This window comes from Kutzneria chonburiensis (assembly GCF_028622115.1).
GTDB classification, from domain to species: Bacteria; Actinomycetota; Actinomycetes; order Mycobacteriales; family Pseudonocardiaceae; genus Kutzneria; species Kutzneria chonburiensis.
This window is the reverse complement of record NZ_CP097263.1, coordinates 3318067-3333745: the sequence shown is the minus strand read 5'-3', so window position 1 is coordinate 3333745 and position 15679 is coordinate 3318067. Positions and strand designations below refer to the sequence as shown.

General features: G+C 69.2%; 12 protein-coding genes. 9 read left to right on the top strand and 3 right to left on the bottom strand.

The window, feature by feature from the left end; all coding sequences use genetic code 11:
* Positions 1–117: 117 nt before the first annotated feature.
* The 8 genes from M3Q35_RS14930 to M3Q35_RS14895 are packed head-to-tail and all read left to right on the top strand — an operon-like array spanning position 118 to position 11615.
* The gene (locus M3Q35_RS14930) at positions 118–1113 is read left to right on the top strand and encodes a phosphopantetheine-binding protein (protein ID WP_273942355.1); all 996 of its coding nucleotides are present in this window, start codon (positions 118–120) and stop codon (positions 1111–1113) included.
* Positions 1110–1841 (top strand): thioesterase II family protein, encoded by a 732-nt coding sequence (locus tag M3Q35_RS14925; protein ID WP_273942354.1) that lies wholly within the window; start codon positions 1110–1112, stop codon positions 1839–1841. The genes M3Q35_RS14930 and M3Q35_RS14925 overlap by 4 nt, the downstream gene beginning before the upstream one ends.
* Positions 1838–3673: an amino acid adenylation domain-containing protein gene (locus M3Q35_RS14920; RefSeq protein ID WP_273942353.1), complete on the top strand. Its 1836-nt coding sequence runs from the start codon at positions 1838–1840 to the stop codon at positions 3671–3673. The genes M3Q35_RS14925 and M3Q35_RS14920 overlap by 4 nt, the downstream gene beginning before the upstream one ends.
* Positions 3670–3840, top strand: coding sequence for an MbtH family protein (locus M3Q35_RS14915; protein ID WP_273942351.1), 171 nt, complete (start codon positions 3670–3672; stop codon positions 3838–3840). Before M3Q35_RS14920 ends, M3Q35_RS14915 begins: the two co-directional genes overlap by 4 nt.
* Positions 3837–7082 (top strand): amino acid adenylation domain-containing protein, encoded by a 3246-nt coding sequence (locus M3Q35_RS14910; protein ID WP_273942350.1) that lies wholly within the window; start codon positions 3837–3839, stop codon positions 7080–7082. The genes M3Q35_RS14915 and M3Q35_RS14910 overlap by 4 nt, the downstream gene beginning before the upstream one ends.
* The gene (locus tag M3Q35_RS14905; RefSeq protein ID WP_273942349.1) at positions 7082–10804 is read left to right on the top strand and encodes a condensation domain-containing protein; all 3723 of its coding nucleotides are present in this window, start codon (positions 7082–7084) and stop codon (positions 10802–10804) included. Before M3Q35_RS14910 ends, M3Q35_RS14905 begins: the two co-directional genes overlap by 1 nt.
* Positions 10804–11130: a hypothetical protein gene (locus M3Q35_RS14900; RefSeq protein WP_273942348.1), complete on the top strand. Its 327-nt coding sequence runs from the start codon at positions 10804–10806 to the stop codon at positions 11128–11130. Before M3Q35_RS14905 ends, M3Q35_RS14900 begins: the two co-directional genes overlap by 1 nt.
* On the top strand, positions 11127–11615 hold the full coding sequence (locus M3Q35_RS14895; protein ID WP_379793872.1) for a flavin reductase family protein: 489 nt from the start codon (positions 11127–11129) through the stop codon (positions 11613–11615). Before M3Q35_RS14900 ends, M3Q35_RS14895 begins: the two co-directional genes overlap by 4 nt.
* A 35-nt stretch (positions 11616–11650) precedes the next feature.
* Here M3Q35_RS14895 and M3Q35_RS14890 read toward each other — a convergent pair whose 3' ends face one another.
* The 3 genes from M3Q35_RS14890 to M3Q35_RS14880 all read right to left on the bottom strand — a co-directional run bounded on the left by M3Q35_RS14890 (position 11651) and on the right by M3Q35_RS14880 (position 15252).
* A complete protein-coding gene (locus M3Q35_RS14890) occupies positions 11651–13087 on the bottom strand; it encodes a S53 family peptidase (RefSeq protein ID WP_273942346.1) in 1437 nt (478 codons plus the stop codon).
* 574 nt (positions 13088–13661) lie between these two features.
* Entirely contained in the window at positions 13662–14804 is a 1143-nt protein-coding gene (locus M3Q35_RS14885) for an HNH endonuclease signature motif containing protein (protein WP_273942345.1), read from the bottom strand.
* Positions 14805–15090: 286 nt separating this feature from the next.
* Positions 15091–15252 carry a helix-turn-helix domain-containing protein gene (locus M3Q35_RS14880; RefSeq protein ID WP_273942344.1) on the bottom strand — a complete coding sequence of 54 codons (162 nt, stop codon included), beginning with the start codon at positions 15250–15252 and terminating at the stop codon, positions 15091–15093.
* A gap of 163 nt (positions 15253–15415) precedes the next feature.
* Between M3Q35_RS14880 and M3Q35_RS14875 the strand changes: the two genes are divergently transcribed.
* Entirely contained in the window at positions 15416–15562 is a 147-nt protein-coding gene (locus tag M3Q35_RS14875) for a hypothetical protein (RefSeq protein WP_273942343.1), read from the top strand.
* Positions 15563–15679: the final 117 nt, after the last annotated feature.

Here is a 15679-nt window from a genome sequence, read left to right as displayed (position 1 = left end):
TCTCCAGGCAGTGGACCGGCAACTTGGTCCCGACCACTTGCCGGTGCGGATGCCTGGCTGGAAACCCCGTGCCACAGCAGGATTCGGGGAGGACAGCGCCGAGGAAAGGGTTGCGGGATGACCGAACTGGACTCCGTACGGCTGTCCTGCCACGCGGTGCAACACCTGATCTGCGAGATCTGGAGCGGCTACTTCGGTCGCGAGGTCTCGCCCTACGACGATTTCTTCGACCTGGGCGGCGATTCGCTGGCGATGATCGACGTGGTGGTGGCGGCCCGAGGTTACGGGCTGCCGCTGCGGAGTTCCGTCGCGTTGAGGAATCCGAGCCCGGCTCGGCTTGCCGAGAGCCTGACGGTGGGTGCGTCCTCGGTGGTCGAAGTGCCGGCGCTGCTTGCGGATTCGCCGGCCGGAGCCGTGGAGCCGCGGATCGAGGCCGTCGCTGACGGGGTGGGCGATGCGTTGTATGTCGTGCACTCGGACAGTCATGTCGAGGCCGAACGGGCGGCGATCGCGGGCTGGGGGAGTGAGCGGCCGGTAAGAGCTTTTCGTTTGCTGGCCGGGAACATGGCAGAGCAGTTCGTGACGGCCGTGCGGCGGGAACAGGCAGCGGGGCCGTATCGGCTGGCGGGTTTCGGCCAGGGCGCGGTGGTGGCGTACGAGATGGCGTGTCGATTGAAGGACGTGGCGTTGCTGGCGTTGGTGAAGCCGGCCGGCGGTCCGGTGGCCGATACGGATCGGTTGCTGCACGAGCGGATCGCGGCGATCGCGGCACGGTTCGGGCTTGGCGGTGGTGAGAGCGTCGAGCAGATCCACGCCGAGATGCGCGCCGCCGGTTGGTATGACGACACCGTGCGGCCGGCGGATCTGCCGGCGCGACAACGGGTTTGGGCTCAGCTGGAGACGGCGGCGCGCAGCTACCGATACCACGAGCTGAACGTCCCGACGTTGCTGTTCGACGACGTCATGGACGCGGATGGCCCGACCGAGCAGGCACTGCGCGCCGGCGCGAAGGAGCTGGAGATCCTCCGCGTCGACTACGGACTCGAATCCCCGCACGCCGTCATCGGCGACCCGATGGTGGCGCGGGCCATGAGAAAGGCGTTGGCAGCATGAACAACCGGTGGATAGCCCGGCCGCGCCGGGCGGCGTCGCCGAGGCTGCGCCTGATCTGCTTCCCGCACGTCGGCGCGGGCGCGGCGGCCTTCAACTCGTGGCTCGACCACCTGCCCGAAGACGTCGAACTGTGCGCGGTGCGGCCGCCGGGGCGGGAGAACCGGCTGCGTGAGCCGCTGGTCGAGGACGGCCGGGAACTGCTCGACCAGTTGGAGCCCATTGTCGCGCCGTTGCTGGACGTGCCGTTCTTCGTGGTGGGGCACTGCTCGGGCAGTGTGCTGGCGTACGAGTTCGTGCGGCGGCTGCGTGATCGCGGCGCGGCCCTGCCGGAGCGGGTCGTGCTGTCGTCGGCCGAAGGCCCCACGGTGCGCCAGATCGACGACCCATTGCACCTGCTGCCGCGAGGCGAACTGCTGCGGCGAGTGGTCAAGTACGGCGGCATGGCCGAAGAAGTGCTGGCCGATCCCGAGCTGATGGACATGTTCGAGCGGATCCTGCGTGCCGACTACCGAGTGATCGAACGGCTGGCGTACTCGCCGGGGCCGGCGCTGGACGTGCCGATCACGGTGATCGGCGGTCGGCGCGACGAGTTCGTCAGCCAAGAAGCCATGTCCGCCTGGGAAGCCGAGACGACGGCCGGGTTCGAGCTGCGGCTGCTGGACGCGGGCCACTATGTGCTCGCCGAGGCCGGCGCGGTGATCGGGCAGCTGGTGGGAGGCGAAGCGTGAGCGTGACGAATTTCCGGCTGCCGACGGCGTGGCGGTCGGCCGAGGTCGAGACCGTCGAGGTGCCCTACGACGAGTCGCAGGACGTGCTGGCGGCCCACCACCGGGTGCTGAGTGTGGTGACCGATGATTCGGCCGGAGAGCAGGCCTTGTTCACCACCGGGTCGATCGACGAGCGATACGCGCTCTGTGTTGCCGCGCGCAACGGAGTGCTTACGCTGCATGGGTTTGGCGCGGCCAGGCTGGCCGAGCTGTACCGGGCGGCGCTGGCTGATGGTGACTACTTGCCCGCTGCTGAACGGGAATCCGTGCTCAGCCGCTGGAGCGTGGGGCCGAGTGCCGAGCGCGGGCCGGAGACGGTGATCGACCTGTTCCAGGCGCAGGTGGCGCGGACGCCGGACGCCATTGCCGTGCGGGTGGACGGTGAGTCGATCAGCTATCGGGAGCTGGATCACCGCTCGAACCAGTTTGCTTGGCGGCTCAACGGATTGGGCGTGACCACGGAGTCGCCGGTCGGGGTGTGCCTGCGGCGGTCGGCCGACCTGCTGCCGGTGATCCTGGGCATCTGGAAGGCCGGCGGGGCCTACCTGCCGCTGGATCCGGAGCTTCCCCCGCAACGATTGCACCGCATGATCGAGGCGGCCGACGCGGCGCTGGTGGTGACGAGAAGCGAGCACCTCGGCGTGGTGGGCAGCGCGAAACTGCTGCTCCTGGACGAAGAACAGCCGATGGCTGACGGGCCGATCGATGTTTCCGTTGGGGCGCGACAACTCGCGTACGTGATCTACACGTCCGGCTCGACCGGCACGCCCAAGGGCGTGATGGTCGAACACGGCAATCTCGTCAACTATCTACTGTGGACGGTCGACGAGTACGCGGCGCGCGGCACCGGCGGGTCGGCGTTCTTCACGTCGATCACCTTCGATCTCGGCATCCCGAGCCTGCTGACGCCGCTGCTGGTCGGCCAGACCGTCGACCTGCTGCCGGATCCACTCGACACGGCCGATCTCGGCGCGCTGCTCGTCGCCGGCGCACCGTACAGCTTCCTCAAGATGACCCCGGGCCACCTCAACCTGCTCACCCTCGATCTCGGTGCCGACGAGGCCCGCGGCGTGGCCGGCCTGGTGATCGCCGCCGGTGACGCGTTCCCGACCGAGCTGGCCCGGCGCTGGACCGAGCTGGCCGGCACGCCGGTGGCCACCGAGTACGGGCCGACCGAGATCACCGTCGGCAACTCCGGCCAGGTGATCACCGATGATCGCGGCGACGGCCTGATCCCGTTGGGCCAGGCCATTCCCAACACCAGCATGTACGTGCTGACCGAGGACCTGGAGCCGGCCCCGGTCGGCGTGCCGGGCGAGGTGCACATCGGCGGCCTCGGCGTGTCCCGTGGCTACCTGGGCGATCCGGCCCTGACCGCGACCAGGTTCGTGCCGGATCCGTACGGGCCGCCCGGCGCGCGCCTGTACCGGACCGGCGACCGGGCGCGCTGGCAGCCGACCGGGGACCTGGAGTTCCTCGGGCGCGGCGACGGGCAGGTGAAGATCCGCGGCTATCGGGTGGAGCTGGGCGAGATCCAGGAGACGTTGCGGCGGCGGCCCGAGGTCGAGGACGCGGTGGTGATCGCGGTCGAGCAACCGCGCCGGCCGCCGCGGCTGACGGCGTTCGTGCGGGGCAGTGTGTCGGCGCCGGAGCGGCTGCGGGCCGACCTGGCCGCCGAGCTGCCCGCGCACATGGTGCCGGCCGAGATCGTGCTGGTCGACGGATTCCCGTTGACGGCCAACGGAAAAGTCGACACCCGGGCCTTGGTCGAGAGCAGTGGGGAGAAGCGGTGAACCACCAGGTGGTCGTCAACCACGAGGAGCAGTACTCGCTGTGGCCGGCCGACCGGCAGCCGCCGGCCGGCTGGCGCGCCGTCGGGTACACCGGCGGCAAGGACGAGTGCCTGGCCCACATCGCCGAGGTGTGGACCGACATGCGACCGCTGAGCGCCCGGCCATGACGCCGCTGCTGCCGGAGCTCGTCCTTGAGCGGGCCGGGGAGTGCCCGGACGCGACCGCCGTGCGGTCCGACCGGGGCGACCTCAGCTACCGCGAGCTGGTGCGGACGGCGCGCCGCATCGCGTACGGGCTGACCGAACGCGGCGTCGGTGTCGAGTCGATGGTCGGCGTGCTGGTCTCGCCGGGGCCGGACATGGTGGCCTGCCTGCTGGGCATCTGGCTGGCCGGAGCCTGCTACGTGCCGCTCGACCCGATGGCCCCGGCCACGCGCCTGCGTGACGTGATCGCACTGGCCGACCCGGCGCTGATCATCGTCGACGATCAGCGGGCGGCCGATCGGCTGGGCTTCGGTGTCACGGTGACGCAGTTGGTCGGCACCACCGACTTCGTGCCGCTGCCGTACCGGCTGACGACGGCCCGCCGAGCGGCGTACATGATCTTCACCTCAGGCTCGACGGGGAGCCCCAAGGGGGTGGTCGTCGAGCACGAAGGCATCGCCAACCGGGTGCAGTGGGGCGTGCGGACGCTCGGGCTGACCGCCGACGACCGGGTGCTGCAGAAGACGCCGCTGACCTTCGACGCGGCCGGCTGGGAGATCTTCGCGCCGCTGATCTGCGGCGCGGCGGTGACCTTCGGCCGGGCTGCGGCCGGGCGGGACGCCGGCGAGCTCGTGCGGTCGATCCGGGAGCGCCAGATCACCGTGTTGCAGGTCGTGCCGACCATGTTGCGGCTGCTGGCCGTCGAGGCCGATCTTTCCTCCTGCGCGAGTCTGCGGGTGATCTGCTCGGCCGGCGAGGCGTTGCAGGCCGAGCTGTGCCAGCGCGTGCTGGAGCGGGTGGACGTGCGGATCCTCAACACGTACGGGCCCACCGAGTGCTCGATCGACGTCCTGTCGGCGTGGTTCGACCGGGCGCAGGAGACCGGTCCGGTGCCGATCGGCCGGCCCATCGACAACACCCGTGTCCAGGTGGTGGACGACGAGCTGTATGCCGGTGGCGCCGGCGTCGGCCGTGGCTATCACCGCGATCCGGCGCAGACGGCCGAGCGCTTCGGGCCCGATCCGGACGGTCCCCCCGGTTCCCGGCGGTACCGAACCGGGGACATGGTCCGGATCCTTGACGACGGCGCGCTGGAGTTCGCCGGCCGGGCCGATGGCCAGGTCAAGATCAACGGCGTCCGGGTCGAGCCGGGCGAGGTCGAGGCGGCCCTGGAGTCGCATCCCGAGGTCGTCGAGGCCGCGGTCAAGGCGGTCACCGACCCGCATGGCGCGCAACGGCTCGCGGCCTGGGTGGTGGCGTCGCGGACCGACGGGCTAACGGCCCACCTGCGGGAACGGCTGCCGTCGGCGCTGGTGCCGACCATCGTGACCACGGTGGATGCGTTGCCCCGCACGTCCAGCGGCAAGACGGACCGGGCGCGGCTGCCGGAACCGGACTGGTCGTCCGGTACGCCGACCACTGGCGCGACGACCGCCGAGGAACGCATCGTGCTGGCGGCCTGGCGGCAGCTGCTCGACGTGGAGCAGATCGGCCTTGACGACGACTTCTTTCGGCTGGGCGGGCATTCGCTGCTGATGACCCGGCTCGCCGCCGCACTGACCGAGGCATCCGGACTGGCCCTCGACTTCCGTGAGTTGCACTATGCGTCGACCGTTCGGGACCAGGCGCGGCTGCTGAGCAAGGCGGTCGAGGCGCAGCCGATCGAGGTGCTGCCGGCCGGCGCCCGCCTGGCCCTGTCGCACGCTCAGGAGCGCTTCTGGCTGCTGGATCAGATGGACCCCGGCAGCCCCGAATACCTGCTGCCGATGCTGGTGTGGCTGCCGGCGGACGTCGCCGAGGAGGCTGTGGAGACGGCATTGGCCGAGCTCATGGCCCGGCACGAGGTGCTGCGGACGCGGTACTCGATGGACGCCGACGGGCTGGTGGCCGTGGTCGAACCGTGGGTCGAGGTGCCCCTGCGATGCGTCGACACGACGACGGACCAGGTCGGCAAGATCGTCACCCGGGAGCTGTCCTACGGCTTCGACCTGCGCTGGGCGCCGCTGTTCCGGGCGACGCTGGTCCGTGACGGCGGCGATGAGCAGCTGCTTCTGTTGGTGTGTCAGCACATCATCTGTGACGGCTGGAGTGCGCGGATCCTGGAGCAGGAGCTGCGTTCCTTTCTGGCCGGCGCAAAGCCGCCGGCGTTGCCGCTGCGGTACGTCGATGCCGTGGCCTGGCAACGGAATCAGGTCACCAAGGAGCTGCTGGCCGAGCAGCTCGCCTACTGGCGTGAGACGCTGGCCGACCTGCCGGTGCTCGAACTGCCGACCATGCGGACACGGGACGCCCGGCGCAGCATCGACGGCGCCGCGGTCGGCGTCGACCTGCCGGCGGCGGAACTGCTGGCCATCGGGCGCAGTGCCGGGGCGACGCCGTACGTAGTTTTCCTTACCCTGTGGACGATTCTGCTCGCGAGGGCGGCGGGCAGCTGGGATTTCGGCGTCGGATCGCCGCATGCCGGCCGGACCCGTCCGGAGCTGCACGACCTGGTCGGGCTGTTCATCGACGTGGTGGTGATCCGCGCCGGCCTGACGCCGGACCTGACGTTCGCCGAGGCGCTGGCCGAGGTGGAACACGCCTGCCGGGAAGGCTTTGCCCGGCACGCGGCCCCGTTCGAAGCCGTGGTGGACGCGGTGTCGACCGGCCGCGACCTGTCGCGAACCCCGTTGTACCAGGCCTATTTCACGCTCGCCGGGGACGACCTGGTCGGGCAGCAGCGCCACGAGCGGGACAGCGAGCTGCTCGGCGAGGCCTGGACGGTCGCCCGGACCGACCTGTCGCTCACCGTGTGGCCGACGGCGGACGGCCGCTACGGCGGCGCCCTGGAATACGCGTCCGCGCTCTACGACAAGGCCACGGCGACCAGCCTGGCGACCGAACTGCGGGCGCTCGCCGAGCGTTTCGCCGAGGATCCCGACCTGGAGGTGGGTGCCGTGCTGACGGAGAAGCGAAGTCCGCTCCAGGAGGCGGCGTTGCAGTTCATCCGCGAGCTGCTCAAGCGCGAGGACATCGAGCTCGACGACGACGTGCTGGCCAAGGGCGGCACCTCGCTGCTGGTGGCCCGCCTGCTGTGGCGGGTGCAGACGACGTTCGACGTGGACGTCTCGATGCGGTCGTTCTTCGACCAGCCGACGGCAGCCGGCTTGGCCGCCGAGATCGAGCGGCTCATGCAGGCGGAACTCGAGACCGGGGAGGAGGCCTGATGGCGCTCGACGGCAAGCTGAAAGCCCTTGTCCAGCAACGGTTGCAGGCCGCCGCTGCGCGCCGCACGATCCCGGCGGCCGACCGGAGCCGGCCGCTGCCGCTGTCGGCCGGCCAGCGGCAGATGTGGGTGCTGCACCAGATCGACCCGGCGAGCCCGGCCTACCTGATGAGCTGGGTGCTGCGCCTGACCGGGCCGCTCGACGTCGAACGCCTGCGCCGGGCGTGGGAGGAAGTCGTTGCCCGGCACGAGATCCTGCGGACCCGGTACGCCGACGACGGCGAGCCGGTGCAGACCGTCGACCCGGCCGGGCGGTTCGAACTGCGGATCATCGACGTTGCCGGCGGCGAGGACCGGGCCCGGCAGATCGCCGACTGGGAGCGGACCAAGCCGTTCGATCTCACCGCGCAGCACCCGGTCCGGGTTACTGTGCTGCGGGTCGATCCCGAGCTGCATCTCGTGGTCGTCACGATCCACCACATCGCCTGCGATGCTGTGTCGTACCAACAGATCGCCGCCGAGGTGAGCGCGGTGTACACGGGGCGCGAACTGTCCGATGTGGACGTTCAGTACGCCGACTTCGCGGCCTGGGAGATCGCCGCCAAGGCGAGCGGGGCGCTGCGGCCGGACCTGGACTACTGGCGGGATGCCCTGGCCGACGTAACGGAGTTACCGTTACCTCTGGACCGGGCGCGGACGGCGAAGCCCGACTGGCGTGGCGGCGTGGTCGACGTGGCGATCAAGCCGGCGACCGCGGAAGCCGTGCTGGCGTTGGCGGCCGAGCATCGCGCTTCGCCGTACATGGTGCTGTTGGCGGCGTATCACGCGCTGCTGGCCAAGATCTCCGGCAGCGACGACGTGACCGTCGGCGTGCCGGTGTCGGCGCGGACCGTCCCCGAGCTGGACGACCTCATCGGCTACCTGGTCAACACCGTCGTCGTCCGGTCGTGGCACGAGAAGGACCAGAGCTTCGCGGATCTTCTGACTCAGGTCAGAGAATGCTTCCTTGACGCCCTCGACCACCGGACGGCCCCGTTCGTCTTGGTCGTCGACGAGGTCAACCCGGCCCGCGGCACCGGCACGAATCCGCTGTTCCAGGCCGGTTTCGACATGGACGCGGCCGACCAGCCGAGCGCCTTCCGGTTCGAGGGCCTGCGCACCGAGGAACTCGGCCTGTCCGCCGAGCCGGCGGCCAAGTTCGACCTCACCCTGCACGTGCTCGAAGGCCCGGGCACGGAGCTGTCGGCGGTGCTGGAGTACGCCGCCGCCGTGATCGACGAGACGACAGCCCGCGGCTGGGCGGCCTACTTCGAGGCGCTGTTCGACGCCGTGATCGCCGATGCGGGGGAGCCGTTAGCCCAGATCCACGGGCGGCTGCTCGGCTTGCTGCCGGAACGTCGGGTGGCTGAGATTGCCGATGCCGCGCCGCAGGTCAGCGTGCCGGCGGAGCTGCTGGCCGGCATCCATCGGACGTGGTGCGAGGTGCTGGCGACCGACAACGTCGACGTCCGGGACAACTTCTTCGACGTCGGCGGCGACTCGCTGCGGGCGGTGGCCCTGGCCGGCAAGCTCAAGGCCGACGGGCTGGACGTGTCCGCCGCCGACATCTTCGAGCACCAGACCATCGAGGAGCTGGCCCAGGCCTGTGCGGCGCAGCAGGGCCCGTCCGAGCAGTTCGCGCTGGTCGAGCCGTTCGCGCAGATCACCGCCGAGGACCGGGCCGCGCTGCCGGACGACGTCGTGGACGCCTATCCGCTGGCCGCGATGCAGCTCGGCATGCTGATCGAGCTGCGCGCCCGGCCGGACGTCAACACGTACCAGGACAGCACGTCCTACCTGATCCGCGACGAAGTGCGGCTGGATACCGTTGCGCTGCAACAAGCTGTGCAGCTCGTGGTGGATCGGCACGAGGTGCTGCGCACGACGTTCGACCTGAACAGCTACTCGACGCCGCTGCAACTGGTGCACCGCAAGGCGACCATTGCCGTCGGCCTGCACCACCACCAGGTCGGCCCGGACGGCTGGCTGCCCGAGATGACGGCGTTCGCGGCGCAGGAACGCGGCCGGTCCATGGATCTGGCCGTCGCGCCGCTGATCCGCGTGGCCGCGCACACCTCGGACGACTCGCCGCACTGGTGGATCACCATCACGGAATGCCATCCGGTCCTGGAGGGCTGGAGCTTCCACACCATGCTGATGGAGATTCTCACCGGCTACCAAGCGATTCGTGGCGGCGGCACGCCCGTCGAACCGGATCCGGTGCCCTTCCGGTACGCCGACTACATCGCGTCCGAGGCGGCGGCGCGGCAGTCGGAACGCGACCGCGACTACTGGCGTGGCGTGGTCGAAGGCCGGGTGGATGCCGTGCTGCCGTCGGCCTGGCGGGACGGCCCGGAGACGCCGCGCGACCGGTACCAGCACATGGTCGACTTCCGTGACCTGGACGCCGACCTGCGCCGACTGGCCAGCGTGACCCGCACGTCGATGAAGGCGGTGCTGCTGGCCGCGCACCTCAAGGTCATGAGCATGATCAGCGGCCGGCGCGAGTTCTTCACCGGACTCGTCTGCGACGCCCGGCCCGAGGTCGTCGGCGCGGACCGGGTGCTGGGCATGTACCTGAACACGCTGCCGTTCCCGATGCCTGGCGGCGTGCGGACGTGGGGCGAGCTGGTGCGGGCCGTGTACGACGGGCTGACCGGGATGTGGCCGCACCGGGTCTTCCCGATGCAGGTCATCCAGCAGGAGGCCGACCCGGGCGGGCGGCTGCTCGAGGTGTTCTTCAACTACCTCGACTTCCACCAGGTCGACCGGGAGCTGATCGAGGAGGACCGGACCCTCAACGACAACGACAACGAGTTCGCGCTGCACGTCTTCACCATCGTCGGGCTGCTCAAGCTCAACACCACCAACCACTGCCTGAGCCGGGCCGCCGCCGACCGGCTGGTCAGCCTGTACCGGACGGTGTTGGAGGAGATGTCCCTCGGCCCGGACGGATCCGCCGACGCGCCGTGCCTGCCGGCGGCCGAGCTTCGGTCGGGGCCCGAGCAGGTGCTCGACGACGTGCAGCGGCCGGTGGCTACGGGCGTGGTCGGGGAGTTGTGGGGTCCCGAAGGGCGAACAGGGGAGCTCGCCCGGTTTCGGGACGACGGCACGGTGGAGAAGCTGGGGCCGATCGAGGCCGTTGAGCTGTACCGGACGCGGGAGCTGCTCGACGCGCAGCCGTCGGTGTCGGACAGCTTTGTGTTGCTGCGTAACGACAAGCTCATCGGCTACGTCCGTGTGGTGGAGGGTGCTGCGTTTGATGAGGACGCCCTGCGGCGGGCGCTGGCTGCTGGGCGGCTGGCTCGGACGTTGATCCCGGACGTGCTGATCCGCGTTGAGGACTGGCCGTTGACTGCGGATGGTGCCGTGGACCGTGATCGGCTGCCCGCGCCGGTGGCCGTCGCGGAGCCGGCGGGGGAGCGGCCGTGGGACGACGAATTCGAGGCGTTGCTGCGCAACGCGCTGGATACCGTTGGCTTCCAAGGGAAATTCACCGCGGACGTGCCGCTGTCCGACTCCGGGCTGGGGTCGTTCGGGACCGTCGGGCTGCTCGTGGCGATCGAGCAGAACTACGGCATCACCATTCCGGACGACTTCCAGATCGTCGACATGTTCCGGACGCCCCGGTCGTTGTGGGACACCATTGCCACGCTCGTCGCGGAAGTGTCGGACGGGGCCTGATGACCGCGCCGGTCGTGCGGCTGGGCCTCGTCGTCCGCGGGTCGGAGGACGAGGCCTGGCTCGCCGCCTACCAGCGGTTGCCGCTCAACCGGGCCGACCGCATGCTGCGGACCATGGCCCGGACCGCCGCCGACGTCCGCTGGCTGGCCGGTGTCGACGCTCGTACGCATCGGCTGGGGCACTATCTGGTCGGCGACCCGATGATCGTCGCTCGGGAACTCGCCGCCTATGCCCGTGCCGGCTGCCGCGTGGTCATCGTCGACGCCGACTGCGCGGATGCCGTTGTCCTCTCGTCCATTCTCGCGACACCGGAGCGTGTCCCGTGACGTTGGCTCAGCACCTCGATCCCACGACGCTCCGCCAGGTCTTCGGCGCTTTCCCGACCGGGGTCACCGCCGTCGCCGGTCTTGTTGCCGGGGAGCCGATCGGCCTCGCCGCCAACTCCTTCACTTCTGTGTCGCTGGATCCGCCGCTGGTTTCGGTCTGCATAGCGACCACGTCCGGCAGTTGGCCGTTGCTGCGGTGTGTACCTCGTATCGGTATCAGCGTTCTGGCCAGTGGTCACGAGGACATGTGCCGCCGGCTGGCTTCCCGTACGGCTGATCGTTTTGCCGGGCTTCCTTGGTGGTCAACGGATGACGGTGCCGTGTTGCTCGCCGGCGCGAGTGCCTGGCTGGAATGCTCCCCGCACCGTGAGATCGTCGCCGGCGACCATCATCTGGCGTTGCTTTCCGTGCACCGCTTGGCCTTTGACGCCGACACCGCGCCGCTTGTGTTCCATGCCAGTCGGTTTCGTCGCCTCGCCGACTGAGGGGCCGGTGATACCGGCCCCTCAGTCGTGAGGAACTAGAAGTTCGGCGTGAACGCGAGCGCCGGGACGAACTTGGCTGCGTCGATCGTGCCGTTGCCGCTGGCCAGGTCGTAGCCCGGGCCGGCGTCGAAGCCGACGACGGTGTGCGTGGTGCCGTCGCTGTTGGTGAACGGGCCGAAGGTGTTGTTGCCTTGCGTCACGTCCACCTCGCCGGTCAGGTTGCGGGCGTGGGACAGCAGGTAGAGCCGGTTGTTGATGTTGCCGAGGTCGTGGCCGGCCAGCTGGTCGGCCATCGCCACCACGCCGGCGAACTCCGGGCTCGCCTCGCTCGTGCCGCCGACCAGGTGGTAGCCGACACGGGTGGGGTCGAACGTGTAATACACCACGACCGCGCCGTCCACCGCCGCGCTCAGCGAGATGTCCGGGGTGCCGCGGTGGTTGCCGGTCACCGAGCGGACGTCGTTCTGGAAGTTCGGCCGCGGGAACACCGAGGACTGGCCGCCGCCGCCGGCCCCGCCGCCGACCGAGTTGAGGTCGTTCCAGACCACGTCGGGCTGCGTGCGGTTGCCGTTGTCGTCCAGGGTCAGCATGGTGCCGCCGATGGACGTCACCAGCGGGTCGGCCGAGGGCCAGCTGTTGACCCGCATCGTGTACAGGTCGGTGAGGTTGAGCTGGAAGTCGGTCGCGCCGTCGTCACCGGAGCTGGCCAGCACGGTCACGTTGTGGTTGGCCGCGTTCAGGAAGGCCGACCGCAGGCTCATGATCGCGCCGTTGTTCGGGAAGGTCTGCTCGGTCGCGCCGAAGCTCTGCGAGATGACGTCGCCGAGATGGTGGTCGATGGCGTAGTTCTCGGCCTTGACGATCTCCGGGAAGCCCTGCACGCCTTCGGTTTCCGACACCGGCGTCGCCTCGAGCAGGATCTTCGCGCCGGGCGCGAAGACATGCGCCCACTCCACGTCCAGAGTGGTCTCGAAGGCCCAGCCGGCCATGTCGCTGTTGGTCGGGTCGAACGGCGGCACCGGGCCGGCGTCCTGGCGGACCGTGAACGACGGCGGGTCGGGCAGGCCGAAGGTCTGGTCGAACACCTGGAGGTCGTGGGCGATCGTCGGCGAGCCGAACGCGTCCACGATCACGATCGTCTTGCCCCGGCCGTCGATACCGTGGTCGTGCAGCGCCGCCAGGTTGTAGGCCTTGGTCAGCTGGAACGGCTGGTAGCAGTGGATGCCGAAGTTGGCCAGGCAGAACGAGGTGGTCGGCGGCGTGGCCAGGGCCTTGCCGTTGCTCGGGTCGCTGTGGAACGGGTGCGGCGCCGTGGCCGGTGCCGCTGCTGTCGCTGTTGTGGCTGCTGTGGCTGCTGTCGCTGTTGTGGCTGCTGTGGTGAGTGCACCGGCCGTGGTGCCGACCACCAGGCTCAAGGCACCGGTGGCGACCACCGTCGCCGCCGCGAGCCATCGAACCGGACGTAACGCCATGGCTTCCTCCTCAACGCTGGGGAACGCACGCCCCGGGCCGTGCGCAGGGCGGCAGCCGCCCGCCCGGCTGAATAATCGCCGGTAGGTACGGTGGCGTTGCATCGGAATCGATTACTTGACTGTCTAATGGGGACAGTCGTCCTGGAAGTTCGGATTGTCCGATATGGGGTGTGGCGTCAGGCGGGTGTGGATGGGGTGGAGGCGCTGTTGGGGTGAGGTGGTGTGTGTGGCGGTGTTGGGTGGGTTTGTGGGTTGGGTTTGGTGGCCCACCCGCCCGCCCTTTGCTGGGGTTGGGTTTGGTGCGCGTGCCGTGTAGTTTCTCGGGGGTTCTTCGGTTTATGGGTCGATTTGGTGTGGAGCCTCTGCGCGATGGCCCAAGGGCTAAAAGCGGGCAGGACGAGCCTGCCCTTGGCCTGTCAATTGTACGCCATCGCGCCCCTCCGCACAAAATCGACCCAATTCGGGAGTTGGCGATCGGTGTGTGAAGGAACGGCGGTGGCTAGGTTTTGAATCCCGCTGTGCACCCTTTTTGTGGTGGCTGTGGGAAGTCCTTTTCCCGGTGCCCGTTGCCCGGTTAGTGCCGCAGGGGGCGGGTGGTGTGGTGGCGGCCGGCCGGGGTGATCCAGTGGGTGGTGCCGTCTGAATCCTGGGTCACTGTGTAGTTGTCGTGTTTGCGGTGGTGGTGCCAGGTGCAGAGCCCCTGCAGGTTGGTCGCTTGGGTGCGGCCTGTGGGCCAGGGGGTGATGTGGTCGTGTTCCTGGATGGGGAGGGTGCAGCCGGGTGCGGTGCAGGTCCCGCCGGCCCGAGCAACGGACGTCTCTTTCATCAGCGCCGTGGGCCGGTAGGTGTCGGTGCTGATCGCGGAGATCTGCTGGTACTCATCCAGCAGGAGCCCTCGGAACGGGCCGTGCATCGCGAGTTCCCGTGCTGCCTCGGCGGCGATGGGGCCATAACCAGCGAGCTGGCCGGGGTCGTTGGTCAACCCGAGCAGGGTCTCCATCGAGATCGTCACAAAGGTGCGGACGTTCCAGTTGGTGTGCTTGCCCCGCAGACGGTCCCAGAGCACATCCGAGCGCTTCTGGTCGGTGGTGCGCTCGTCCTTCGGCAGCGACTTGGCGTCGGCGCAGATCTGCTGGAACAGCTGGTGGGCCTCGACAGCGGGGAGGATCCAGGTCAGTTTGGCCATGCCGTCGGGCAAGGCAGAGAGCCCGACCTGCCGGTCGTCCTTAGCCTTGTGGCAGCGCTGCTCATAGCCATCCGGATCGGCCTTGGCGACCAGCGCGGTGGCCTTGCGACACACCTGCGTCCGGGTCATACCGCCGGCCTCCTCGGCCAGGGCTCCGTCGACTTCGGCGACCTGGGCCGGGTCGGACAGGTGGCGGGTCCGCTCCCACACGGCCGCGAACCGGGCGAGGTCGATCTCACCCCGGCGGAACCGCGCCGCCAGCGCAGGATGAGTCTCCAGGGCGGCGGCGACCTCTTGCGAGCGGGCCAGCGCCGGCTCCGAGACCTTCGTGGCCATCGCCAATTCGGTGAGGTCGTCGATGTGGTTGAGGGCCTCATGTTCGGCCCATTCACACACGGCCCGCACCTTCCGGGCCGCCCCCACAAAATTGACCAGCTGTTCTTGGGTCAGGCTCGCGGGATCCACGCCCACCACCAGATCGAACATGGCCCCGGTGGGTTCCCTGTTCTCGATGTCGCGGGTGAGTTCCATACTTCTGAGAATACTCGAACACAAGATCGAACACGAATCCCTAACGGGTGAATCCCGCCAGGCAGAAAGGCTTTTCTTTCTTCCCCGCCACACCACAACACGGCAACTCCGACTAGTCGCGTGGATTTTGTGTGGAGGGGCGCGATGGCGTACAATTGACAGGCCAAGGGCAGGCTCGTCCTGCCCGCTTTTAGCCCTTGGGCCATCGCGCAGAGGCTCCACACCAAATCCACGCGACCACACCGAATAAATCCACGCGCCCAAACCAAACAAACCCCGTCAGACGTCAGACGACCGCCGGCTGCCGCCCGATCAGCTCACGCCCCAGCTCCGTCAGCTGGTGCAGCACCGCAACACCGACCCGCCGCGACGAAATCAGACCAGCATTGCGCAGAATTGTCGCGTGGTAGCTGGCCGACGCGGGGCTGATGCCCGCGCTCTTGCCCAACTCAGTCGTAGTAGCGCCACAACTAGCAGCGACCAGCAGTTGTGCACGCGTCTTGCCAAGCAACGCGGCGAGCGCCTCGGACGGACCCGACGGAGCCACAGGACCCACATCGTCCTGAACAACTCGACGCACCAGCGCCGGCCGAGCGCGATCGAGCACCGCAATGCCCGGCCCGCGAGCCGGCCGGTGCGTGGCGGGCGAAGGACGGTCCGAGCTGACGACCCTCGTCGCCGTGCCCCTCGCCGGCGACGCGCAGTTCGGACAGACGCCCGGCGTCCGGCAGTCCACCGGTGTCGCCGGAGCGGCCTGAAGGGCGTGTAACGCGAGTAGGACTTCTCCCAGCGAGTCGGGTCTGGCGGTGAACGTCAGACCGCCCAGATCGGTGTCCGTGCAATGGATGTGGATATGGAGTGACAACGGTCCCCCA

Bases quoted from the DNA above. Each gene is read 5' to 3' on its own strand.
- M3Q35_RS14930 (WP_273942355.1), top strand. From the start codon at position 118: ATGACCGAACTGGACTCCGTACGGCTGTCCTGCCACGCGGTGCAACAC.
- M3Q35_RS14925 (WP_273942354.1), top strand. From the start codon at position 1,110: ATGAACAACCGGTGGATAGCCCGGCCGCGCCGGGCGGCGTCGCCGAGG.
- M3Q35_RS14910 (WP_273942350.1), top strand. From the start codon at position 3,837: ATGACGCCGCTGCTGCCGGAGCTCGTCCTTGAGCGGGCCGGGGAGTGC.
- M3Q35_RS14905 (WP_273942349.1), top strand. From the start codon at position 7,082: ATGGCGCTCGACGGCAAGCTGAAAGCCCTTGTCCAGCAACGGTTGCAG.
- M3Q35_RS14900 (WP_273942348.1), top strand. From the start codon at position 10,804: ATGACCGCGCCGGTCGTGCGGCTGGGCCTCGTCGTCCGCGGGTCGGAG.
- M3Q35_RS14890 (WP_273942346.1), bottom strand. From the start codon at position 13,087: ATGGCGTTACGTCCGGTTCGATGGCTCGCGGCGGCGACGGTGGTCGCC.
- M3Q35_RS14885 (WP_273942345.1), bottom strand. From the start codon at position 14,804: ATGGAACTCACCCGCGACATCGAGAACAGGGAACCCACCGGGGCCATG.
- M3Q35_RS14875 (WP_273942343.1), top strand. From the start codon at position 15,416: ATGCCCGGCCCGCGAGCCGGCCGGTGCGTGGCGGGCGAAGGACGGTCC.